This window comes from Bradyrhizobium sp. SZCCHNS3002 (genome assembly GCF_032377435.1).
Classification (GTDB): Bacteria; Pseudomonadota; Alphaproteobacteria; order Rhizobiales; family Xanthobacteraceae; genus Bradyrhizobium.
In genome coordinates this window covers 560,650-584,813 of record NZ_JAUHHY010000003.1, presented here as the reverse complement: position 1 = coordinate 584,813, position 24,164 = coordinate 560,650, and the positions used below count along the sequence as shown (strand labels likewise).

18 protein-coding genes are annotated in these 24,164 nt (G+C 65.9%); 6 read left to right on the top strand and 12 right to left on the bottom strand.

Annotation, left to right across the window (positions count from 1 at the left end):
- Positions 1-224 precede the first annotated feature (224 nt).
- Positions 225-1,166, top strand: a complete 942-nt coding sequence (locus tag QW845_RS09750; protein WP_315801392.1) for an NAD(P)H-binding protein — start codon at positions 225-227, stop codon at positions 1,164-1,166.
- 937 nt (positions 1,167-2,103) lie between these two features.
- Here QW845_RS09750 and QW845_RS09745 read toward each other — a convergent pair.
- On the bottom strand, positions 2,104-3,348 hold the full coding sequence (locus QW845_RS09745; RefSeq protein ID WP_315801368.1) for a cytochrome P450: 1,245 nt from the start codon (positions 3,346-3,348) through the stop codon (positions 2,104-2,106).
- Between the two features lie 279 nt (positions 3,349-3,627).
- Here QW845_RS09745 and QW845_RS09740 point away from each other — a divergent pair, with 279 nt between their 5' ends.
- From QW845_RS09740 to QW845_RS09730, 3 genes are all read left to right on the top strand, one after another.
- The gene (locus QW845_RS09740) at positions 3,628-4,314 is read left to right on the top strand and encodes a helix-turn-helix domain-containing protein (protein ID WP_315801391.1); all 687 of its coding nucleotides are present in this window, start codon (positions 3,628-3,630) and stop codon (positions 4,312-4,314) included.
- Between the two features lies 1 nt (position 4,315).
- Complete coding sequence (locus QW845_RS09735; protein WP_315801367.1) at positions 4,316-5,506, top strand: efflux RND transporter periplasmic adaptor subunit; 1,191 nt, start codon at positions 4,316-4,318, stop codon at positions 5,504-5,506.
- An 83-nt stretch (positions 5,507-5,589) separates the two neighbouring features.
- On the top strand, positions 5,590-8,688 hold the full coding sequence (locus QW845_RS09730; RefSeq protein ID WP_315801366.1) for a MexW/MexI family multidrug efflux RND transporter permease subunit: 3,099 nt from the start codon (positions 5,590-5,592) through the stop codon (positions 8,686-8,688).
- 233 nt (positions 8,689-8,921) lie between these two features.
- Here the strand turns inward: QW845_RS09730 and QW845_RS09725 are convergent, their stop codons facing one another.
- From QW845_RS09725 to QW845_RS09680, 10 genes are all read right to left on the bottom strand, one after another.
- Positions 8,922-9,752 (bottom strand): ABC transporter permease, encoded by an 831-nt coding sequence (locus QW845_RS09725; protein ID WP_315801390.1) that lies wholly within the window; start codon positions 9,750-9,752, stop codon positions 8,922-8,924.
- Positions 9,753-9,816: 64 nt separating this feature from the next.
- The gene (locus tag QW845_RS09720) at positions 9,817-10,758 is read right to left on the bottom strand and encodes an ABC transporter permease (RefSeq protein WP_315715755.1); all 942 of its coding nucleotides are present in this window, start codon (positions 10,756-10,758) and stop codon (positions 9,817-9,819) included.
- A gap of 223 nt (positions 10,759-10,981) precedes the next feature.
- Entirely contained in the window at positions 10,982-12,454 is a 1,473-nt protein-coding gene (locus tag QW845_RS09715) for an ABC transporter substrate-binding protein (RefSeq protein WP_315801389.1), read from the bottom strand.
- A 123-nt stretch (positions 12,455-12,577) separates the two neighbouring features.
- A complete protein-coding gene (locus QW845_RS09710; protein WP_315801365.1) occupies positions 12,578-13,288 on the bottom strand; it encodes a DUF1028 domain-containing protein in 711 nt (236 codons plus the stop codon).
- 15 nt (positions 13,289-13,303) lie between these two features.
- Entirely contained in the window at positions 13,304-15,106 is a 1,803-nt protein-coding gene (locus tag QW845_RS09705; protein WP_315801364.1) for a gamma-glutamyltransferase family protein, read from the bottom strand.
- Positions 15,107-15,244: 138 nt separating this feature from the next.
- Positions 15,245-16,252, bottom strand: a complete 1,008-nt coding sequence (locus QW845_RS09700; protein WP_315801363.1) for an oligopeptide/dipeptide ABC transporter ATP-binding protein — start codon at positions 16,250-16,252, stop codon at positions 15,245-15,247.
- Entirely contained in the window at positions 16,249-17,232 is a 984-nt protein-coding gene (locus tag QW845_RS09695) for an ABC transporter ATP-binding protein (RefSeq protein ID WP_315801362.1), read from the bottom strand. The genes QW845_RS09700 and QW845_RS09695 overlap by 4 nt, the downstream gene beginning before the upstream one ends.
- A 34-nt stretch (positions 17,233-17,266) precedes the next feature.
- Entirely contained in the window at positions 17,267-18,232 is a 966-nt protein-coding gene (locus tag QW845_RS09690) for an ABC transporter permease (protein WP_315715760.1), read from the bottom strand.
- Positions 18,233-18,234: 2 nt separating this feature from the next.
- Positions 18,235-19,215, bottom strand: a complete 981-nt coding sequence (locus QW845_RS09685; protein WP_315801361.1) for an ABC transporter permease — start codon at positions 19,213-19,215, stop codon at positions 18,235-18,237.
- A gap of 108 nt (positions 19,216-19,323) precedes the next feature.
- The gene (locus tag QW845_RS09680) at positions 19,324-20,919 is read right to left on the bottom strand and encodes an ABC transporter substrate-binding protein (protein ID WP_315801360.1); all 1,596 of its coding nucleotides are present in this window, start codon (positions 20,917-20,919) and stop codon (positions 19,324-19,326) included.
- Between the two features lie 523 nt (positions 20,920-21,442).
- Between QW845_RS09680 and QW845_RS09675 the strand changes: the two genes are divergently transcribed.
- Complete coding sequence (locus QW845_RS09675; protein WP_315801359.1) at positions 21,443-21,703, top strand: DUF6489 family protein; 261 nt, start codon at positions 21,443-21,445, stop codon at positions 21,701-21,703.
- 139 nt (positions 21,704-21,842) lie between these two features.
- Positions 21,843-22,847, top strand: coding sequence for an alpha/beta hydrolase (locus QW845_RS09670; protein ID WP_315801358.1), 1,005 nt, complete (start codon positions 21,843-21,845; stop codon positions 22,845-22,847).
- A gap of 275 nt (positions 22,848-23,122) precedes the next feature.
- Here the strand turns inward: QW845_RS09670 and QW845_RS09665 are convergent, their stop codons facing one another.
- Positions 23,123-24,043 carry an alpha/beta hydrolase gene (locus QW845_RS09665; protein ID WP_315801357.1) on the bottom strand — a complete coding sequence of 307 codons (921 nt, stop codon included), beginning with the start codon at positions 24,041-24,043 and terminating at the stop codon, positions 23,123-23,125.
- Positions 24,044-24,164: the final 121 nt, after the last annotated feature.

Genomic DNA, 24,164 nt, shown 5'->3' with positions numbered 1-24,164 from the left:
TTGGCGATGCTCAAGACCGCAGAAGAATCCACGCCATGCACCATGTCCAGTCTGTCTGAACCGGACAGCCGTGGGACGGGCCCGGGCATGACGAGAATTCCCGTGGCAGTCTCGACGCCGCGCAAGGGCAGGCGGTGATATAGATTGGGACGGTTTCCAGAGTTTCGCCTCAGCCGATGACCTCTCCTATCGTCGTCCCTTCGTCTGGTCCGCGCCGTGTCTTCATGCTCGGCGCGACGGGAACGATCGGCCGCGCCACCGTGCGTGCGCTGGTCGCGCGGGGGCATGAGGTGGTCTGCTTCGTCCGTCCGCGCCAGGACGCCGTGCGGGTCCAGGGCGCCACCGTCAGAACGGGCGACGTCACCGATCCCGTCTCGCTGGCGCGGGACGGCTTTCGCGGCGAGCATTTCGACGCCGTGGTGTCCTGCATGGCATCGCGGACCGGTGTGCCGCGCGATGCCTGGGCGGTCGACCACCAGGCGCATGTGAACGTGCTGGAAGCGGCCCGCGAAGCAGGCGTGACGCACTTCGTGATGCTGTCTGCCATCTGCGTGCAGAAGCCGCTGCTGGCGTTTCAGCAGGCCAAGCTGGCGTTCGAAGCGCATCTGATGGAGCAGGGCCTGATCCATTCGATCGTTCGTCCCACCGCGTTCTTCAAGTCGCTGTCCGGGCAGGTCGAGCGTGTCAGACAGGGCCGGCCATATCTCGTGTTCGGCGATGGCCGTCTCACCGCGTGCAAGCCGATCAGCGACGCCGATCTCGGCGACTACTTGGCCGGCTGCCTCGATGACGAGAGCTGCTGGAATCGCGTGCTGCCAATCGGCGGCCCCGGACCGGCCATCACGCCGCTGGAGCAGGGCGAGCATCTGTTCGCGCTGCTCGGACGCAAGCCGCACATCCGCCACGTCCCGGTGGCGCTGCTCGACGTCGTCATCCGCGGGCTCGATCTTGCCGGTCGGGTCGTGCCGTCGCTCGCCGACAAGGCGGAGCTCGCCCGCATCGGCCGCTACTACGCCACCGAATCCATGCTGGTGCTCGACCCCGCCACCGGCCGCTACGACGCCGACGCCACGCCGTCGACGGGTTCGGAGACGCTGTTCGACTACTACGCCAGGCTGATCCGCGGCGAGGCCACGGCCGAGCGCGGCGACCACGCGGTGTTCTGAAATCGCCAGCGCGCTGTTGAGCATTCCACCCTCTCCATCGTCATGGCCGGGCATGACGAGTAACTCAATAGCTTGCCCCTCGGCGGTCTCCTTATGCGCGGCGTCATTGCGAGGAGCGCAAGCGACGAAGCAATCCAGAGTCGCCCGCGCGGCCCTGGATTGCTTCCGCCGTCGCCCTTCGGGCTTTGGCGGACACGTCGCCTCGCTCGCAATGACGATGGTGAGAGCTGTGTTTGGGCCGATGAGACTTGTGCTGAAGGCGGTGAAACATGCGGTCACCCCCTCGCGGCGCGGTTCGCGTCCGAGCTTTGCGCTTCGTCCTGCCCTCTCCGAAAAGAGGGCACGGGGAATGCCGGGCGCTGGCCGCACCCATGGCCCGCCTGCGGAAAAAAATGCAGGCGGCAGGAACCACAGGTTCAGCCGAGACATCCCGGCATTCCCCGCGCGATGGTTTTGACGGCTGCTTCGCGTTCTCCCCGGTGCTCCGGGCTTTCTGGCCACCGTTGCCCGCGCGGCGCGTGAGCGCCAACGCAAGCGTGACACCAGCGTCGGGGTGTCAGGACCACGCGACTTGACCGTGCGCATCGATGCCGTTCGTCGGCGCGGAAAACCACGCTGCGACACCAACACGCCCACCGCATCCCGCCTCAACGTTCGTGACGACCGCGAAGCGCCCCTCTTGTGAGACGGGACGGCGCGCGTATAACATGATTTCTGATGAAGCGAAACAAAAATCTTGCAATTCGAAAACAAAGCGAGGAGCGCTACGTAAAGTCGGTAGGGCGGATTAGCGAAGCGTAATCCGCCGCGCCAGCAGCAGAGCGTGTCCTTCAACAGCAGTTGGCCGTGTCAGCGGCGGATTACGCTTCGCTAATCCGCCCTACGAACTGCCGCCCAGGCCGTCATGGCTGGGCCGTCTGAAGTCAAGACCGAGGGGCTATCGCGAGAGCGACGATCGCGTCAGCCCCCCAACCACACACGGCACGCTCGCAAACCCGCGAAATCTGACCCGCTCCCCACGCGCCGCCTCGCCGTCCAGCTGATAGTTCGGAAACCGCGCCAGAAACCGCGAGATCGCCACCGCGCCCTCCAGTCTGGCCAGCGCCATCCCGGCGCATTGGTGGGCGCCGGTGCCGAAGGCGAGGTGGCGGTTGGCGGGGCGGGCGATGTCGAAGCGTTCGGGGTCGTCGAACTGGGCGGGGTCGCGGTTCGCGGCGCCGATGCACAGCGTGACGGAGGTGCCAGCCTCGAGCCTGACGCCGCCGAGCTCGACGGGCTCCGTGGTCATTCGGTTGCCGAGCTGGTTGGAGCTCTCGTAGCGCAGGATTTCTTCGACCGCGGTGCGGATCAGGCCGGGCGCCTCGATCAGCCGCTGCCGCTCGGCCGGATGCTGGCACAGCAGCACGAGGCCGTTGCCGATCAGATTGGTCGTGGTCTCGTGGCCGGCATTGAGCAGGAAGATGCAGTTGTGCAGCAGCTCCGTCTCGCTCAGCCGCTCGCCGTCGGCCTCGCCCTGGATCAGCCGCGTCAGCACGTCGCGTTCGGGATTGCCGGGGGCGGCGCGCCGGCGCGCGACCAGGGTTTCGAGATAGGTCAGCATGTCGCCGACGGCCTGGTTGCCGCGTGACAACTGCTCCGGCGTCAGCACCGGCTCCAGCGCGCCGAGGATGGCGAGAGACCAGTCGCGCAGCGGCGCGCGCTCGTCATGCGGCACGCCGAGCAGGTTGCCGATCACCTCGATCGGAATTGCCGCGGCGAAATCCTCAATCAGCTCGAAGCGGTCCTTGGCGGCGATCCGGTCCAGGAGTCCGTCGACCAGCGCGATCAGCGCCGGCTCCATCTCGGCGATCGCGCGCGGCGACAGCGCGCCCATGATCAGGCGGCGCACCCGTGTGTGCGCCGGAGGATCGTTGAAGACGAGGCTCGTCGTGTGATGCTCGTACAGCAGCGAGTTGCCGTATTTCGGCGCGAACTCGCGCTTCTTGTCCGACGAGAACGTCCTGGTTGCCTTGTAGGCGGTGACCAGATCGTCGTAGCGGGTGAGGAAATAGGAGCCGTTGCGCATGCGCTTGACCGGGGCGTGCCGGCGCAGCGCGCGATAGGTCGGATAGGGATCGGCGTAGAACTCCGGCGTCAGGCTCTCGAGATCGAACTGGCTGGCGAGCGCTGCGTCGTCGGTCATGTCTGGTCCTCCCGGCCGATTCTTGTTGTTGTCGCGGTGACCGTCGCATGGCGCGCAGCGGAAGAAAATGCGCCCGCGGCGGTGGTCCCGCGCGGTATTGCACCCATCGATGGAGCGGTGCCGCAGATCCGCCGCTTTGAGAGGTATAGAATTGCCTTTGGCGCCCGTGAAATCCCACCTGTAATTTCAGGGACTTGGCCGCCGACCCTGCTGCGCCGCGGCATCTTTCTTGACATAGATCAAGTGAGTATTTACTCACGGCCGATGTCCACTTTGCGCATGACAAGCGATCTCCGGAGGCAGCTGATCCTCGGTGCAGCCAAGCGCTGCTTCGCGCGTCATGGCTATGCCGGCACCACGACCAAGAGCGTGGCCGCGGCGGCGGCGATCTCCGAAGCGCTGCTGTTCAAACATTTCCCCTCCAAGGCGGCGCTCTATGCGGAGATCCTCACCGAGGAGTGCGAGACCGATCCGGATTTCGAGGTGCTGCTCAGTCAGGAACCTTCGACCGCGACGCTGGTCATGATGATGGCCGGGATGGTCCGGCATTTCCTCGGGATCGCCGACGGCCCCAATGAGGAAGAAGAGCAGCGGCTGCGGCTGATGGCGTCGAGCCATCTCGACGATGGCGAATTCGCAAGGCTGCTGTATACGAAGATCGATGATCTGATCGGCGCCAAGTTCGTTAACTCCTTGGAAAGCGCCGTTGCGTGTGGTGATGCCGTGCGTCTCGTGGCTGCGCCCCGTGACCTGTTCTGGTTCGCGCACCACACCGTATTGATGGCGGCCTTGACGCGGCTTCCATCCGTTCCGTGTGTGCCGTATGGAACTGCTGCGAGCCTGGAGCGCCAGCTCAGCGAATTCATTCTCCGCGGCATCGGCCTGACCGATGCCGCCATTGCGTGCCACCTCGATCACGAATTGTCGCAACCTCCGGCCCGGCCGGCGACGGCAGAAAGTGCATGACATGAACATTGCGACGGAACCCAAGCTCTCCGGAAAGCCGGTCGACGACAAGCCGCGCAAGCGCACCCGCCCGGTGCTGTGGTTCATCGTCGTGGGCGCGCTGCTCGCGGCGCTGGTCGGCGGCTTCGTGTGGTTCAACATGTTCCGCGACAAGATGATCGCGCAGTTCTTCGCCAACATGAAGCCACCGCCGCTCAATGTCAGCGTCGCGACGGCGAGTTCGGAGACGGTGCCGAACCTGTTGACCGCAGTCGGCGATCTCGCCGCCGTTCATCAGGTCAACGTCACCTCCGACGCCTCGGGCCGCATCACCGACATCATGTTCACGCCGGGCACGACGGTGAAGCAGGGCACGCCGCTGGTGCAGCTCTATGATGCGCCGGAGCAGGGCGACCTCGCCAACTACAAGGCCCAGGTCACCGTGGCGCAATTGTCGCTCGACCGAGCCAAGCAATTGGCCTCGCGCCAGTTCGGCCCGCAGGCGACCGTCGACCAGGCCCAGGCCGCCTACGACCAGGCCCAGGCCGGCGTCGCCAAGACCGAAGCGCTGATCGCGCAGAAGCTCGTGCGCGCGCCGTTCGACGGCGACCTCGGCGTCCGCAAGGTCGAAGTCGGCCAGTATCTGTCCGCCGGATCGCAGATCGTGTCGCTGACCGATCTGTCGCAGCTCTGGGTCAACTTCACCGTGACCGAAAAGGACAGCGGTCAGCTCAAGGTCGGACAGACCGTGCGCGTCGGCGTCGATGCCTATCCGGGCAAGACGTTCGAGGGCAAGATCACCACGATCGAGCCGCAGATCGCGACCGACACACGCAACATCCGGGTGCAGGCGACGATCGCCAATCCGGAGCGCATCCTCAGGCCCGGCATGTTCGCGACCACCACGGTCGTGCTGCCGGACAAGCCGCCGGTGCTGACGGTGCCGGAGACCGCTGTCGACTACACGCTCTATGGCGACTCGGTGTTCGTCATCAACGAGAAGAAGACCGACGACGGCAAGACCGCGCTGACGGCCGACCGCATCTATGTGCAGACCGGCGACCGCATCAACGGCCGCGCGGTGATCCTCAAGGGCCTCAAGGAAGGCGATCGCGTCGTCGCCGTCGGCCAGCTCAAGATCCAGTCCGGCGCCGCGGTCGCGATCTCCACAGATCCGCTGCCGCCGGTCCCGGCGAAGCCGCCGCGCTACTGAGCGCCCTCTGAGCCAATGCCGGGCCGCCTGATCGTGGCGGCCCGTCCGGACCTCATCTGACCTCTGCTGACGGGATTGCCGCGATGCGTTTCACCGATATCTTCATCAAGCGCCCGGTGCTGTCGGTCGTGGTCAGCCTGCTCATTCTGCTGCTCGGCCTGCGCGCCGCCTTCGTGCTGCCGATCCGGCAATATCCGAAGCTGTCGAACACGGTCGTCAACGTCACGACGGTCTATCCCGGCGCGTCCGCCGACCTGATGCAGGGCTTCATCACCACCCCGCTGGAGCAGGCGGTCGCCTCCGCCGAGGGCGTCGACTACATCACCTCGTCCTCGGTGCAGGGCACCAGCACGATCCAGGTGTTCATCAAGCTGAATTTCGATCCGAACCAGGCGCTCACCGAGGTGCTCGCCAAGGTCAATTCGGTCCGCTACCTGATCCCGAAGGAATCCAACGACCCGATCGTCACCAAGACGACGGGCCAGACGACCTCGGTGATGTATCTCGGCTTCTCCAGCGAGGAGCTGTCGGGATCGGCGATATCCGACTACCTGACGCGCGTGGTCCAGCCGGTGCTGTCGACGGTCGACGGCGTCGCCGCGGCGAACATTCTCGGCGGCCAGACCTTTGCGATGCGGATCTGGCTCAACCCCGAGAAGATGGCCGGCCGCAACGTGTCGCCGACCGACGTCGCGGCAGCGATCGCGGCCAACAACTTCCAGTCCGCGGCCGGACAGGCCAAGGGCTACTTCATCGTCTCCAACGTCACGACCAATACCGGCCTGACCGACGTCAACCAGTTCAAGCGGATGATCGTCAAGGCCAAGGACGGCGGCTTCGTTCGCATGGAGGATATCGCGACCGTCGAGCTCGCGGCGCAGAGCACCGACGCCAGCGTCGCCTTCAACGGCGAGCGCGCCATCTTCATCGGCGTCGATGCGACGCCACAGGGCAACCCGCTCAACATCGTCAGGGGTGTGCGCGCGCTGTTCCCGGACCTCGAGCGCAACCTGCCGCCGTCGATGAAGATGAAGGTGGCCTACGATTCCACCAAGTTCATCCAGTCGTCGATCGACGAGGTCGAGCACACGCTCGGCGAGGCCGTGCTGATCGTCATCGTGGTCATCTTCCTGTTCCTGGCCTCGCTGCGCTCGGTCATCATCCCCGTCGTGACGATCCCGCTGTCGCTGATCGGCGTCTGCACGATGATGCTGGCGCTCGGCTTCAGCATCAACCTGCTGACCCTGCTGGCGATGGTTCTGGCGATCGGCCTCGTCGTGGACGACGCCATCGTCGTGGTGGAGAACATCCACCGCCATCTGGAGGAGGGCAAGGCACCCGTGCAGGCTGCGCTGCAGGGCGCCCGCGAGATCGTCGGCCCCGTCATCTCGATGACGATCACCCTGGCTGCGGTGTATGCCCCGATCGGCTTCCTCGGCGGTCTCACCGGCTCGCTGTTCCGCGAATTCGCCTTCACGCTCGCCGGCTCGGTCATCGTCTCCGGCGTGATCGCCCTGACCCTGTCGCCGATGATGTGCTCGGTGCTGCTGCGCAGCGCCGAGGAGGGCCGCTTCGCGCGGCTCGTCAACCGGGTGTTCGGCGCGATGACGCGCTGGTACGGCCGCCAGCTCGACCGCTCACTCGACTACCGGCCGGTGACGGCGCTGTTCGCGCTGACGATCCTCGGCCTCGTCGGCTTCCTCTACGTGCACACCGCCAAGGAGCTGGCGCCGGAGGAGGATCAGGGCATCGTGTTCTCGATCACCAAGGCGCCGAAATACGCCAATATCGACTACATCAACTTCTACACCGACAAGGTCGACAAGGCGTTCCAGAAATTCCCCGAGACCGATCTGCGCTTCGTCCTGAACGGCATCCAAGGCCCGCAGGGCGGCTTCGCCGGCATGCTGCTCAAGCCGTGGGACGAGCGCACGCGCTCCTCGATCAAGCTGAAGCCGCTGGTGCAGGCGGAGCTGTCGAAGATCGAGGGCATCAACGCCTTCGCCTTCAACCTGCCGGCGCTGCCGGGCGGCCCCGGCGGCCTGCCGGTGCAGATGGTGATCAGCTCGACCAGCGGCTTCCAGGCGGTCTACGAGCAGATGGCCAAGCTGAAGGACGCCGCGCGCAAGAGCGGCATGTTCATCGTCTCCGACAGCGACCTCGATTTCAATCAGCCGGTGGTCAAGGTCTCGATCGATCGCAGCAAGGCGAGCGATCTCGGCATCACCATGCAGTCGATCGGCAACACCCTGGCCGTGCTGCTCGGCGGCAACTACATCAACCGCTTCAACCTCGAGGGCCGCTCCTATCAGGTGATTCCGCAGGTGCCGCGCGACAAGCGGATCTCGCCGGAATCGCTGTCCGGCTACTATGTCGCGACCTCGGCCGGCCAGCAGGTGCCGCTGTCGACCGTCGTCAGCATCGAGACCGCGACCGACCCGAACTCGCTGACGCATTTCAACCAGCTCAACTCGGCGACCTTCTCCGCCGTGCCGATGCCGGGCGTCACCGTGGGGCAGGCGGTCGACTTCCTGGAGAAGCAGGCCAAGAACCTGCCGTCCGGCTTCAGCCACGACTATCTCGCCGACGCCCGTCAATACGTCCAGGAAGGCAATCAGCTCGCCATCACCTTCGGCTTCGCGCTGATCATCATCTTCCTGGTGCTGGCGGCGCAGTTCGAGAGCCTCAGGGATCCGCTGGTCATCATGATCAGCGTGCCCATGGCGATCGTCGGCGCCCTGATCCCGCTGTTCTTCGGGCTGGCGACCATGAACATCTACACCCAGGTCGGCCTGCTGACGCTGGTCGGCCTGATCACCAAGCACGGCATCCTGATGGTGGAGTTCGCCAACGAGCTGCAGCTCAACGAGGGGATGGACCGCCGCACCGCCATCGAGACGTCCGCGCGCATCCGCCTGCGGCCGATCCTGATGACCACGGCGGCGATGGTCACCGGCCTGATCCCGCTCCTGACCGCGACCGGCGCCGGAGCCGCCAGCCGCTTCTCGATCGGCCTCGTCGTCGTCGCCGGCATGTCGATCGGCACCTTGTTCACGCTGTTCGTGCTGCCGGCCGTCTACACCGTCATCGCCACCAACCACCAGGCCGCCGCCAAGTCGCAGCGCGCCCGGCAGATCGCGCAGTTCGACGCCGAGACCGATCATGCGCTGAAGGCGACGTGACGAGGGCGCCTGGTCTCACGACATCGACGGCGGCTGCCCTGGCAGCCGCCGTTTTGTTTTGACCGGTATCTCGACACCCCTCGCTGTCGTCCCGGCGAACGCCGGGACCCATAACCCCAGGCAGTGGTTTGAGGCAGGCGCGGAGTGACCTTCTCGCGCAACAACGACCGACGGTGGCTATGGGTCCCGGCGTTCGCCGGGACGACACTGGAGGGTGTTGCGCTAGCAAGGGCCTACTCCTCCTGCTGCGGATCGAGCGCGTCGCGCAGGCCGTCGCCGAGGAGGTTGAGGGACAGCACCACCAGGAAGATCGCGAGCCCCGGCCAGATCGCCATCCAGGGGGCATTGGTGAGGAAGCGCTGGGCGGCGTTGAGCATGCTGCCCCAGGACGGCGCCGGCGGCTGCTGGCCCAGGCCCAGGAACGACAGCGCGGCTTCGGCGATGATGGCGGCGGCGACCGACAGCGTCGCCTGCACCAGCAGCGCCGGCATGATGTTGGGCAGGATGTGCCTGACCGCGATCTGCAGGTCGGTATCGCCGACGCTGCGGGCGGCCTCGACATATTCCTCGACCTTGACGCTCAGCACCTCGCCGCGGGTCAGCCGGACGAAGATCGGCGTCGCCGAGATGCCGATCGCGATCATCGCATTGCCGAGGCTCGGGCCCAGAAACGCCGCCAGCGCGATCGCCAGGATCAGGAACGGGCAGGCCAGCATCGCGTCGGTGATGCGGCTGATCAGGGCATCGATGAAGCCGCCGCGAAAGCCTGCGGTCATGCCGATGGGGACGCCGATCGCCAGCGCGATGGCGACCGAGATCGCGCCGGCCAGCAGCGAGGCGCGCGCGCCATAGATCACGCGGGCCAGCACGTCGCGGCCGAGATCGTCGGTGCCGAACCAATGCGCCGCGGACGGCGCCTTGCGCACGAGCGCCCAGCTCGTCTTGACGGGATCGTAGGGCGCCACCAGCGGCGCTGATACGGCGAGCAGGATGAAGGCCGTGATCAGGCCGAGCCCGACCATTGCGCCTTTGCGCTTTACCAGCCGGCGCCAGGTGCGCTGCATCGGCCGCTCGAGCGGGGCGAGGGCGCGCGCGCCTGATGGAGCTGACAGCGTCGTCTCGGCCATGTCAGCTCCTCAAGCGCGGATTGACGAGGACATAGGCGAGGTCGGCGATCAGGTTCAGCATGATGTAGACGGTGGCGGTGACCAGCACGACGCCCTGCACGACGGCGTAGTCGCGATTGAACACGGCATCGACGATCAGCTTGCCGAAGCCGGGGATCGAGAAGATCTGCTCGGTCAGCACGGCGCCCGAGAGCAGCGTGCCGAGTTCCAGCGCGCCGAGCGTGATGACCGGCGTCAGCGCGTTGCGCAGCGCATGGCGCAGGATCACCTGGCGCTCGGAGATGCCCTTGGCGCGGGCGGTGCGGATGTAGTCGCTGCCCAGGACCTGCAGCATGGCGCTGCGGGTGTGGCGCATCAGGATCGCGGCGATGGCATTGCCGAGCACGAAGGCCGGCATGATGGTGGCGGCGAGACTGGCCCGCCAGTCCTCGGCGGGCGAGACGTAACCAGAGGCGGGCAGCCAGCCGAGCTGGATCGAGAACAGGAAGATCAGCATGATGCCGAGCCAGAAGTTCGGCGTCGAGATGCCCCACAGTGCGAACAGGTTGGCGGCATAGTCCCAGGCCGTCCCGCGCTTCACGGCGGAAACGATGCCGGCGGGAATGCCGATCAGGAACGCGATCACGATCGCCATCGAGGCGAGCTGCAGGGTCACGGGCAGCTTCTGCAGGATGAGATCGCGCACCGGCATCTTGATGCGCAGCGACTCGCCGAAATCGCCCGAGAGCACGCCCTTGATCCAGTAGCCGTACTGAACGGGCAGGGGCTGGTCGAGGCGATACTGCTTGCGGATCTGCTCGATGACAGCGGGATCGCGCTCCTCGCCGGCCATGACGAGCGCGGGATCGCCGGGCAGCAGCTGCTGCAGCGAGAAGATCAGGATCGAGACGAAGATCAAGGTCGGAATGATCTGGGCGATGCGGCGGGCGAGGAAGGTCAGCATGGCATGGTCCCCGCGCAGTGCTCTAGATGCCGGGGATCAGAGGCAGGTCGTGCCTCTAGCGTTCCCTCCCCCCTTGTGGGGGAGGGACAGGGAGGGGGGTGCCCCAACGGGATTCGGAGTGCGTGGCACCCCCCTCCCCAACCCTCCCCCACAAGGGGGGAGGGAGCGGAGTGAGTGCGGGGCGCCGGCTGCGCGTCCCAACGACCAGGTGCCACCTGACCGCTCACTTCAGCTTCAGCCCGACCACCCTCACCAGGCCGTCCGGCATCTGCTTGTAGCCCTCGAGCTTCTTGGTGTGCGCGATCAGGATGCGGCGGTGATAGAGGTAGAGGATCGGCTCGTCCTCGATCTCGAGCTTGGTCAGCTTCTCGTAGAGCGCCTTGCGCTGGGCCATGTCGGTCACCAGCCGCGCGTCGCTGAGCGCCTTGTCGGCCTCGGCATTGGCCCAGACGCTGTAGTTCTGCGGCGCGTTGCTGTGCAAGAACACGTAGCTGTTGCCGTCAGGATCGATCCGGCCGCTCCATGACAGCATGAACGCCTGATAGTCGCCGGCCTCGGCCTGCTTCAGCGAGGTCGCGAACTCCGTCACACGGATCTTCATGTCGAAGCCGGCCTCGGCGGCCATCGACTGTACCACCTGGGCGGCCGCCTCGGTCTCGGCACCCTTCGGTACCATGAAGTCGACCGCGACAGGCGTCGTCACGCCGGCCTCTTTCAGCAGCGCCTTTGCCTTCTCGACATCGCGGGCACGCACCGGGAAGGCCTTCTGATAATACGGATGCGAGGGATTGACCCATTGGTTGCCCGGCATGAATTCGCCGTTGAAGACCACCTGGTTGAGCGCCTCGCGGTCGATCGCGAGATCGAGCGCCTGGCGCACCTTGGCTGACTGGCTGAGTGGGCCCTTGGCCTTGTCCTTGCCGATGTTGAGCGTGATGCCCTGGTAGCCGAGCTCGATCGCAGTCGACAGCGCAAGCCTGGAATCGGCGCGGACATCCTTGATATCGGTCGCGAGCACGCGCTCGATCAGGTCGAGGGCACCCGACTTCAGGTTCGCCAGCCGCACCGTGGCATCGACGATGGGCTGGTAGACGATCCTGTCGATGAAGACGTTGTCCTTGTTCCAGTAGTCGGCGAACTTCTCGAACACGATCTTGTCCTGCTGGACGCGCTCGACGAACTTGTACGGACCGGCGCAGACCGGATGCAGGCCGAACTTGTCGCCGGCCTCCCTGGCGGCCTTCGGCGACACCATCATGCCGGCGCGGTCGGTGAGCTGGGCGATCAGCGGCGAGAACGGCGCTTTCAACACCAGCTTGATCGTCAGGGGATCGACGACGTCGACATGATCGAGCGAGGCCAGCTCAGGCTTGCGGAACGAGCCGGGAAAGGTCAGGTGGCGGTCGAGCGAGAATTTGGCGGCCTCGGCGTCGAACGGCTCGCCGTCGTGAAACTTCACGCCGGGCCGCAGCTTGATGGTGACCTCCTTGCCGTCGGCGGATGTCTGCTGCGACAGCGCGAGCTGCGGCACGATGTTGAGCTTCTCGTCGATGTCGAACAGCTTGTCGCAGGTGGCGGCGAACACGATGCGCCCGACATAGGTGCGGGCCATGGTCGGATCGAGAACGTCGGGGTCCTCGGCAAGGCCGATACGCAGGGTGGTCTGCGCCTGCGCAGCCGGGCTGCACATAGCCATCACAGCGGCCGCGACGGCGGCCAAGCACCAGTTCCTCATCATCCGATGTCCCCTACGAAAATGCAGCCTGCGTTGTTGCACTATCCATACCAACCCCGGTCACGCGCCGTCCTTCCGGCTCGGTCATGTCTGGCTCGCGAGCGCCGCGGCGATGCCGGCATCGATCGTGGCGCGATCCGTAATCCCCGCCGGATTGTCGCGCGTCGGCATGAACTGCCGGAACACCGCCCAATGCCTGCGGCTGACGCCTTCCAGGCGTGCGAGCTCGGCGAGCGGATCGGCGTGATCGTCGACCCGCAGATCGAGCTCGGACCATTCCTCCTTGCCGTGGATGAGGAGGGCGGCGGACTGTTTGCCGCGCTTGTCACCGCCGGCCGCCTCGCCGGCCTTCATGGCCGCAATCAGCCGCTGCGCGAAGGGCAGGGCGCCATGAGTGAGAAACGCGTTCGCGGTTTCGTTGAGCACCTGCGGGCCGGCCAGCATGTTGCCGGCAATCGAAAAGCCCCGGCCTTCGAGATGGCCGCACCAGTCGATGCAGTCGCGGCCGGTGTGGGCGGCAATCTGGCCGTTGTGATCGAGGATGTGGAGCTGGCGGCTCTCGCGGCCGGGATCGGCCGACGTCAGCAGTTGCACGATCTCGCGCGGATGGCGGCCATCGCGGAGCAGCGTCACGCCGTCGATGCCGTAATAGGGATTGACCAGCGCCTGTGTCGCGATGCCGCCGTGGCCGGCGACGATGAAGGGCACGCGCGCGCCGACGGCGAAGAAGCGGGTGGCGACGGCGACGCCGATCCGGCCGGTGAGATCGTCCTTGGCAATGATCGACCAGGTCATCGTCGCGTTGCTCTCTTATCGTCCGGCGGCGTAACCCTGCATGCCCCGCGGATTGGCGGCGGCGCGGCGGCGGCGGCCGACACGTGATGCGGCCGTGAGCCGGCCCTCCGACCAGTCGGGGCCGACCTCGACGACATGGCCGCGGCGGCGCAGCTCCTCGACGGTCGCCTTGGGCACGCGGTTTTCGACCACGAGCACGCCGGGGCGTGCGGTGCGCGGCCAGAACGAGATCGGGAAGTGCTCGGAGTGCCACGCCGGGGCGTCGATCGCTTCCTGCAGGTTCATGCCGGCATGGACGTGGCGCAGGAAGAACTGCGTGTTCCACTGGTCCTGCTGATCGCCGCCGGGCGAGCCCCAGGCCACATAAGGCTCGCCGTCGCGCAGCGCCATGGTCGGCGACAGCGTCGTGCGCGGCCGCTTGCCCGGCACCAGCGCCGCCGGATGATCCTCCTCCAGCCAGAACATCTGCGCGCGTGTGCCCAGGCAGAAGCCGAGTTCGGGAATGACGGGCGAGGATTGCAGCCAGCCGCCGGACGGCGTGGCCGAGATCATGTTGCCGTCCCGGTCGATGATGTCGAAATGCACGGTGTCGCCGCGCACCTCGCCGAAGCGGCCGACGGTCGGCTCGCCCGAGCCCATTGCGCCGACGGCCTCGCGGTGGCCTTGGGCCTCGCGCAGCTTCACCTTGGCGCCGTAGCCGTCGAGCGTGCCGGGACGCAACTCGAGCGAGGCCTTTTCCGTAATCAGCTTGCGGCGCTCGTCGTTGTAGGCATCGGACAGCAGCGTTTCGATCGGGATGTCGGCGAAAACAGGATCGCCGTAGAACGCCTCGCGATCGGCGAAGGCGAGCTTCGCGGCTTCGATCTGCCAATGAATGAAATCGGGGCCGGTCGGATCGAGGCCGTCGAGCGCAAAGCCCTTGAGCAGCGCGAGCTGCTGCAGTAGCACCGGGCCCTGGCTCCAGACGCCGGCCTTGCACACGGTGTAGCGGCCGTACTGATAGGTCAGCGGTGCCTCGATGGTCGGCTGCCAGCGCGCCATGTCGTCGGCGGTCAGCACGCCTTTGTGGCGCGAGCCCGAGACGTCCATGACCTCCTGCGTCCGGCAGAAACGGTCGATCGCCTCGGCGACGAAGCCCTGCGACCAGGCCTTGCGCGCGCGCTCGATCTGGGCATCGCGATCAGCACCAGCGCTTTCGCCTTCACTCAGAATGCGCGCGTAGGTTTCGGCGAGCTGTGGATTGGTGAACAGCGTGCCCGGCCTCGGCACCTCGCCATTGGGCAGATAGAGCGCGGCCGAGGTCGGCCAATGTGTCTTGAACAGCTGCTCGACGGTCTGGATGGTCGCCGAGACGCGCTCGACCAGCGGATAGCCGTCGCGCGCGTAGGAGATCGCCGGCTCCAGCACGTCGCGCAGCCGCATCGTGCCGTAGTCTCGCAGCAGCAGCATCCAGGACTCGAACGTGCCGGGCACGCAGGCCGCCAGCAGTCCGGTGCCGGGCACCATGTCCAGGCCTTCGTTCCTGTAGCGCGCGATGGTGGCGCCTGATGGCGCCGGGCCCTGGCCGCAGATGACCTCGGTGCGACCGCGCTTGACGTCGTGCAGGATGATCGGCACGTCGCCGCCGGGACCGTTCAGATGCGGCTCCACCACCTGCAGGGTGAAGGCCGCCGCGACGCCGGCGTCGAAGGCGTTGCCGCCGCGCTCCAGCATCGCCATGCCCACCGCGGTGGCGAGCCAGTGCGTGGAGGTGACGACGCCGAAGGTGCCGTCGATCTCGGGGCGGGTCGTGAAGGTATCGGGGTTGATGAAGCTCATGGCGCCCTTTGATCTATCTCATTAGTTGCCGTCATCGCGAGCGCTAGCGAAGCAATCCAGGGTTCCGGTGGGACTCTGGATTGCTTCGTCGCTTCGCTCCTCGCAATGACGGCTTCATTCAAATTCCGTCTCGCCGCTTCACGCCACCGATGCCGTCACAACGGCCGTGTCGGCCGGCTGGTTCACTGCGTGACAGGCAACGCCGCCGATCAGCTCCGGCGCCTTTTGCCGGCACAGATCGAACGCCAGCGGACAACGCGGATTGAACGTGCATCCCGCAGGCGGATTGATCGGGTTCGGGATCTCGCCCTTGACCGGGATGCGCTGGCGGCCGGACATCGACAGGTCCGGGACGGCGCCGAGCAGCATCTTGGTGTAGGGCATGCGCGGATCGTTGAAGAGGGTGCGGCCGTCGGCGATCTCGACGATGCGGCCGAGATACATCACGCCGATGCGGCTCGCCATGTGACGCACGACCGCGAGATTGTGGCTGATGAACAGATAGGTCAGGCCGAACTTGTCCTGCAGGTCGCGCATCAGATTGAGGATCTGCGCCTGTACGGAGACGTCGAGCGCCGAGGTCGGCTCGTCGCAGACGATGAATTCGGCTTCCGAGGCCAGCGCGCGCGCGATCGCGATGCGCTGGCGCTGGCCGCCGGAGAATTCGTGCGGGAATTTCTGGCCGTCGTCGGGATGCAGGCCGACGAGGGTCAGGAGCTCGCCGACACGGTCCTTGATCTGGCGTTCGCCCTCGATGATGTCGAAGGCGCGGATCGGCTCGGCGATGATGCTGTCGACCCGGAAGCGCGGGTTGAGGCTGGCGTAGGGATCCTGGAACACCATCTGGATGCGCCGGCGCAGCTTGCGCCGCACCTGTGCCTGGCGCGCTTCGCTCATCGACACGCCGTCGATGATGACCTCGCCCGACGTCGGCGCCAGCAGCCCGACCACCATGCGCGCGACCGTGGTCTTGCCCGAGCCGGATTCGCCCACCAGCGCGAAGGTCTCGCCCTTCCTGATACCGAAGCTGACGCCATCGACCGCCTTCAGGAATTCCTGCGGCTGGCGCTCGATCACGCGGTTGAGCCAGGGTTTCGAGACGTCGAACACCCGGCGCAGATCCTTGACCTCGACGAAATCGCTCATGCCGCGGTCTCCGTCGCGCGATCATAGAGGTGACAGGCGACCGCCTGCGTGCCCTGGCGCAGCGGCTCCGGCCGGTCGACGCGGCAGCGGTCGAAGGCTGCGCTGCAGCGCGGATTGAACGAGCAGCCTGGCGGGATGGCCGACAGCCGCGGCATGGAGCCTGGGATCTGCACCAGCCGCTTCTCCTCGCCTGCGAGCGTAGGGATCGCCCCCATCAGGCCCTTGGCGTAGGGGTGCAGCGGGTTCTGGATCACCTCCTGCACCGGGCCGATCTCGGCGACGCGGCCGGCATACATCACCGCGACGCGGTCGCAGGTCTCGGCGATGACGCCCATGTCGTGGGTCACCAGCATCACGGCGGTGCCATGGTCGCGGCCGAGCCGCTTGATCAGCGAGATGATCTGCGCCTGCACGGAGACGTCGAGCGCGGTGGTCGGCTCGTCGGCGATGATCAGCTCCGGCTCGGCGCACAGCGCGAGCGCGATCACGACGCGCTGGCGCATGCCGCCGGAGAATTCGTGCGGATAGCCGTCGATGCGCTTCTCGGGCGCTGATATGCCGACCTCGGCGAGCAGGTCGATGGCGCGCTTGCGCGCCTGCTGGTCGGTGAGATTGGTGTGGGTCCTGATGGTCTCGATGATCTGGTCGCCGACACGATACAGCGGATTGAGCGAGGTCAGCGGATCCTGGAAGATCATGCCGATGCGCTTGCCGCGCACCTTGCGCATCTCCTCCGGCGGCAGGTTGTCGATGCGCAGCCCGGAGAGCTGAATCTCGCCGCCGGAGATGCGGCCCGGAGGATCGATCAGGCCGATCACGGCCAGGCCGGTGACGGATTTGCCGGCGCCGGATTCGCCGACGACGCCGAGCACTTCGCCCTTGGCGATGTCGTAGGAGACGCCGTCGATCGCGCGCAGGGTGCCGCGCCGGGTCGCGAACTCGACCTGCAGGTTGCGCACGGACAGAACGGGGGCGGTCATGAGCTCAAGCCTCGGAAGGACGCATTCACGCGGGTCATCGCAGTTTCGGGTTGAGGGCGTCGCGCAGCCAGTCGCCGAGCAGGTTGATGGCGAGGATCAGTCCGGCCAAAGCGATGCCGGGGAACGCGACGATCCACCATTCGCCGGCGAACAGATAGTTGTTGCCGATCCGGATCAGGGTCCCGAGCGACGGCATCGTTTCGGGCATGCCGGAGCCGAGGAACGACAACGTCGCCTCGGTGATGATCGCCAGCGCGAGGTTGATGGTGGCGATCACCAGCACGGGACCGGTGGTGTTGGGCAGCACGTGGCGCAGCATGATGACGGGCGCGGGCAGGCCGATCAGTTGTGCCGCGGCGACGTAGTCCTTGTTCTTCTCGACGAGGACCGAGCTGCGCACCGTGCGCGCATATTGCACCCAGAAGGAGAGGCCGATCGCCAGCACGAGCACGACCAGCATGCTGAGCCAGTCCAGCCGGTTGCCGGACACCGACTTGGCGATGCCGTTGACCAGCAGCGCAATCAGGATCGGCGGAAAGGTGAGCTGGACGTCGGCGATGCGCATGATCACGGTGTCGACCCGGCCGCCGAAATAGCCCGCGATCAGCCCGAGGCCGATGCCGAGCGCGCCGGAAAAGGCGACGCCGAGAATGCCGACCAGGAGCGAGATGCGCAGGCCGTAGAGGATGGCGGAGAGCACGTCACGGCCCTGCTCGTCGGTGCCGAGCAGGAACGGGCTCTGCCCGTCGGCGGTCCACAGCGGCGAGATGCGCGAGTTCAGGAGCTGCAACTGGGCCGGGTCGAACGGGTTCTGCGGCGACAGCAGCGGCGCGAAGATCGCAAGCAGGAAGAACAGCAGCGTGATCACCGCCGCGGCGACCGTCAGCTTGGAGCGGCGGAACGAATAGAACAGGTCGCTCGCAAGCGCACGCTTCAGCCAGCCGTCGGCAGCGCGCGGCGTCTCGACAGGCGTGGGGTGGGGAAGGGCTGCGTCGCTCATGATCAGGCCGGACGGCTGATGGTCGCGCGCAGGCGCGGATCGACCACGGTGTAGAGGATATCAACCACGAGATTGATGGTGACGAAGATCAGCGACACCATCATCAGGTAGGCCGCCATGATCGGGATATCGACGTTCTGCACCGCCTGCACGAACAGCAGGCCCATGCCCGGCCACTGGAACACCTGCTCGGTGATGATCGAGAACGCGATGACCGAGCCGAATTGCAGACCGACCACGGTGATGACCGGCACCAGGGTGTTGCGCAGCGCGTGGCCGAAATGGATCGCGCGCGTGGTCAGCCCGCGGGCGCGGGCGAAGCGGATGTAGTCGGTGCGCAGCACCTCGAGCATCTCGGCGCGGACCAGCCGCATGATCAGGGTCATCTGGAACAGGCCGAGCGTGATCGAGGGCATGATCAATGCCTTCCAGCCGGAGACGGTGAATAGGCCCGATGTCCACCAGCCCAGCCTGACGGTATCGCCGCGGCCGAACGACGGCAGCCATCCCAGCGTGACCGAGAACAGATAGATCAGCAGGATGCCGATCAGGAAGGTCGGCAGGGAGATGCCGATCAGCGACAGCATCTGGAACAGCTTGGCGAGCAGGGAGTCGCGGTGCAGCGCCGAGAACACGCCCATCAGGATGCCGAAGACCAGCGCCAGGATCGTCGCGCAGACCGCCAGTTCCAGGGTGGCGGGCATGCGCTCCTTGAGCAGATCGGAGACCGGCTGCCGGAACTGGTAGGAGACGCCGAACTTGAACTGCGCCGCGTCGAACAGATAGCGTCCGAACTGCACGATGAAGGGATCGTCGAGGCCGAGCGACTCGCGGATGCTGGCCCGTTCCGCCGCCGACGCGTCGATCGGCACGATCTGGCTCACCGGATCTCCGGCGAAGCGGAACATGGCGAACGCGATGATTCCGACGGCGATCATGACGCCGATGGCCTGAATTGCTCGGCGAAGCGCGAAGGCGAGCATCTGATCCTTTCAGGTCCTTCGAGATGCGGCGGCGCGTAGCACCTGCCGCAGGAAATGAAAAGTCCCGAAAAGCAGTTCTGCTTTCCGGGACTCGTCGTCGCTTGTGGACTACTCGGTCTTGGTGGCGAGGAACAGCAGCACGGCGTTGTCGGCGCGCAGCGGAATCTTCACCTTCTTCGACACGCCCCAGGCCACTGCCTGCTGATGCAGCGGGATGTAGCCGTAATCCTTGATGCCAATCTCGAACGCCTGCTTGATCAGTTGATTGCGCTTGGCGGTGTCGGTCTCGACCAGGACCTTGTCGGTCAGGGCGTCGAACTCCTTGTTGCAGTAATTGCCGAGATTGGCCTCGCCCCGGGTCGGGTCCTTGGCGTCGTCACGGCAGCCCATGATGTCGTGCATCACGTTGTGCGCGTCCATCGAGGAGGGCGTCCAGCCGAGCAGGAAGAACGAGGTGTTGTAGCCGCCGGGCTTAAGTACCTTGGCGAAGTACTGCGCCTTGGGCTGGGCGTTCAGGTTCACCTTGACCCCGATGCGGGCGAGCATGCCGACCACGGCCTGGCAGATCGCGGCGTCGTTGACGTAGCGGTCGTTCGGGCAGTCCATGCCGACCTCGAAGCCGTCGGGATAGCCGGCCTCGGTCAGGAGCTTCTTGGCCGCGTCCGGATCGTATTTCGGCCGCGTGAACTCCTTCGACAGCGGGAACAGCTCCGGCGCGATCATCAGCGCCGACGGCGTCGACAGGCCGCGCATGACGCGGGTCTTGATCAGCTCGACGTCGATCGCCTTGTAGAAGGCCTCGCGCACGCGGATGTCCTTGAACGGGTTCTTGCCCTTGACGTTCGAGTACAACAGCTCGTCGCGCGTCTCGTCCATGCCGAGGAAGATCGTGCGCAGCTCCGGTCCCTTCAGGACATGGGCGTTCGGGCTGGAATCGACGCGGCCGATATCCTGCACCGGGACCGGCTCGATGATGTCGACCTCGCCGGACAGCAGCGCCGCGACGCGCGTGGCGTCGGAGGCGATGGTGGTGAACACGATCTCCTTCAGATTGTGCTCGGGCTTGCCCCACCAGTTCGGATTGACCTTGAATACGGTCTTCACACCGGGCTGATGGCTTTCGATGATGAAGGGGCCGGTGCCGTTCTCATGTAGCGCGGCGTAGCTCGGCGTGGTTGCCGACACCGGCGTCGGCGCGACCGAGTTGTTGTCCTCGCACCACTTCTTGCTCATGATGTACCAGGTATCCCACTGCGAGATCAGGATGGGATTGGGGGCATCGAGCTTCACGTCGACGGTGTAGTCGTCGACCTTGATGAATTTTGCGTCCGGCGGCACGTTGGAGAGGAAGTTGGAGCCGGTGGCGCGGACGCGATCGGCGGAGAAGATCACGTCGTCGGCGGTGAAGGGTTCGCCATTGTGGAACTTGACGCCCTTGCGCAGATGGAAGCGCCAGCGCGTCGGCTCGGGCGTTTCCCAGCTCTCGGCCAGCGCGGGGATGATCTTCAGATCCTTGTCGCGCGCGGTCAGCCCCTCATAGACGTGAGCATGGTGCGCAATCGTGGTCGATTCCTTGAAGGTGTAGGGATCGAGCGATTTCAGGGTGCCCTGGTTGGCATAGCGCAGGGTCTGGGCCGAAGCCGGCATGACGGCGAGGCCGAATGCGACCGCTGCCGCGATGAGCAGGGATTTGCGTCCCGACATATGTCCAAATTCTCCGCGTTTGACGCTTGGTTTTTCGGCAGGCGCGATTGTGTCCGGCCTGCTTTGCTTCGAAGTTCGTGTTGTCTGCAGCGCCTCTTGCACGAACTTCAAGAAGCAACAAGACGCCGGGCGATATGCTTGCAAGTCTGATGCCGCGCCGGAATGAACTGATCCCGTTGGCTCTGGCCCGGCGGCGCGCCGTACGACCCGCGGCAGATCGATCCGAATATGTTGCCAGAGTTCAGCGGCGGCACACAAGTGCAGTTTGTTTAAGCCTAAACGATATGGTTATCCCCCGCGGCCGCTGTGCAGCGCACGCGACAGGCGGCGTCCGGGATGGGGCTGAGGGCCGTCGGATTGACCATGTCCCGGGAATTGCGCACCTGCAGCAACGCGCCGCTTGCTAGAGGGGGGCCGGCGCGGTGATACTGGACATCCCTGCCGCGAGTCCGGGATGGGCGTTCCTTGTGAAGGGAGCCCGGTCCGGGGCTGGCGTCGGGATGGTTCGAACAGCGGAGCGGACATGAAAGTCAATATCGAGATCGATTGCACACCGCTCGAAGCGCGGCAGTTTTTCGGACTTCCCGATGTCGGTCCGATGCAGGCCGCGGTCATGGACCGGCTGCAGAACCAGATGACGAGCAACATCGACAAGCTCACGCCCGAAGCCATCATGCAGAGCTGGTTCACGTTCGATCCTCGCCTGGCCGAACGGTTTCAGGACCTGATGCTGACCATGACAGGCCTCGGCGGCAGCCGTTCGAGCGACAAGAAGTCGGCCTGACGAGGCAAACGGCTGCTCGGATTTCGCTCGCGCGGAACTCCGAGGAGAAGCGGCGTGACGTCACGGCATGGAGCAGGCTCCACGCCGGAGCCGAAGACCGGTCGAAAAAGGCCGGCTGAACAGCTTCAGGGGAGGAGGCATGACCGATCCGTCTTGGATGCCGGCGCTGCAGTTCGCGACGACCAATGGCATTCGCATGGGCTATTACGAGGCGGGCCCCGTCAGCGACAGGCCGCCGATGATCCTCTGTCACGGCTGGCCGGAGCTGGCCTTCTCGTGGCGGCACCAGATCAAGGCGCTGGCCGAGGCTGGCATCCGCGTCATCGCACCCGACCAGCGCGGCTATGGCGCGACCGACCGGCCGGAGCCGGTCGAGGCCTATGACCTCGAGCATCTCACCGCCGACCTCGTCGGCCTGCTCGATCATCTCAACATCGACAAGGCGATCTTCGTCGGACACGATTGGGGCGGCTTCGTCGTCTGGCAGATGCCGCTGCGATACCCCGATCGAGTCGCGGGCGTGGTCGGCATCAACACGCCGCATCTGCCGCGCGCGCCTGCCGATCCCATCGCCATCATGCGCAAGCGGTTCGGCGACATGATGTACATCGTGCAGTTCCAGGATCCCGCACGCGAGCCGGACCGCATCTTCGGCAGCCGCGTCGGGGAGACCTTCGATGCGTTCATGCGCAAGCCGCTGCCGCGCAGCGATGCGCCGCCGACGGAGCCGCCGGCCGGCGGGATCGCAGCGTCGCCGTCGCTCAATCTGGCGTTCCCGCAGATGATCGCGGCCTATGACGCCGCCAAGGACACGCGGCAGCCGATCCTGTCGGAGGCCGAGAAGCAGGTGTTCGTCGACACCTTCACGCGCACCGGCTTCACCGGCGGCATCAACTGGTATCGCAACATGACGCGCAACTGGCAGCGCGCCGAAGGGCTCGACCATACGGTGCGCGTGCCGTCGCTGATGATCATGGCGGAGAACGACGCCGTGCTGCCGCCCTCGGCCACGGACGGCATGGAGAAGCTTGTCCCGGATCTGGAGAAATATCTCGTCCGCAACAGCGGCCACTGGACGCAGCAGGAGCAGCCGGAGGAGGTCAGCGCCAAGCTGATCGAATGGCGGCGGCGGAGGTTTGGGTAGGGGCTTCCGGCGGTTCGTTTGAAGAACGGCTGAGACACAGACTCGCGTCGCGTGAGGCAATAGCGACCCTCAGCAACATGTGTCGTCCCGGACAAGCCTGTCGACGCAACGCGTCGGCAGGCGCCGATCCGGGACCCATAACCACAGGCCCGGATGGCTGAAGCGGGCTGGAGCCACAGCCCGTCGCCATCACCAAAGCCGGTGGTTATGGGTCCCGGCGTTCGCCGGGACGACAGCTCGTTTCCGGGCGGCGGCGGTGACCACCGACTGCCATTCTACGCCGCCTGCGCATTCGCGCCGTGCGCGTGCTCGGCGATGGCGTCGATGATCTGCGGCCACATCGGCCGCGGGGTGGCGTGACCCATGCCGTCGATCATCAGGAGCTTGGCATTCGGAATCGACTCCGCGGTGTCCTTGCCGGCGGTGGGATGAACCAGCGGGTCGACCTTGCCGTGGATCACGAGTGTCGGCGCGGTCACCAGATGCAGCCGCGGCTTGCGGCTGCCGGAGGCCAGGATCGCGCGCAACTGACGTCCGACGCCGGCGGGATTGATGCCGCGCGCGAAGCAGCGTTCGGCGAGCGCCACGTCACTTGCCTCGTCCTCGGGGAAGGAGCCGACGCGCAGCGCCTTCCAGGTCCTCTGGAAGCGCTTGATGTACTCGTCCTTGGTCTTCGGCGGCGGCGCCATCAGCAGCATCGCGACCTCGCGCGTCGGCGGCGGGATGCGCGGATTGCCGGTCGTCGACATGATCGATGTCAGCGAGCGCACGCGATGCGGAAAGGAGATCGCGATCTCCTGCGCGATCATGCCGCCCATCGACGCGCCGACCAGATGCGCCGACTTGATGTCGAGCGCGTCCATCAGGCCGACCGTGTCCTTGGCCATGTCGAGCAGCTTGTAGGGCGCGGCGACGGGAATGTTGAAGAAGCGCAGCTTGAGCAGCTCGAACGGCGTCAGGCGGCGTCCGCCATGCAGCTTGCTCGACTGGCCGATGTCGCGGTTGTCGAAGCGGATCACGCGAAAGCCGCAGCTTGCGAGCTGTTCGCAGAACTCATCATACCAGATGATCATCTGCCCGCCGAGGCCCATGATCAGCACGAGAGGAGGGGCCGCCGGGTCGCCGAAGATCTCGTAACAGATGTCGATACCGTTGGCGCGCACGGTCTGCGGCGGCTGATGAGCATTTGCAGTCACGATGATCCCTCGTTCAAGGCCAACAGGCCATCTATGGCATGGTTCCGCCGGCAGAGAGAAGCGGCCCCATGATCCTCCCGCATCGCAGCGATGGCGTGCTATGATAGGTTGTGTTGAGTCT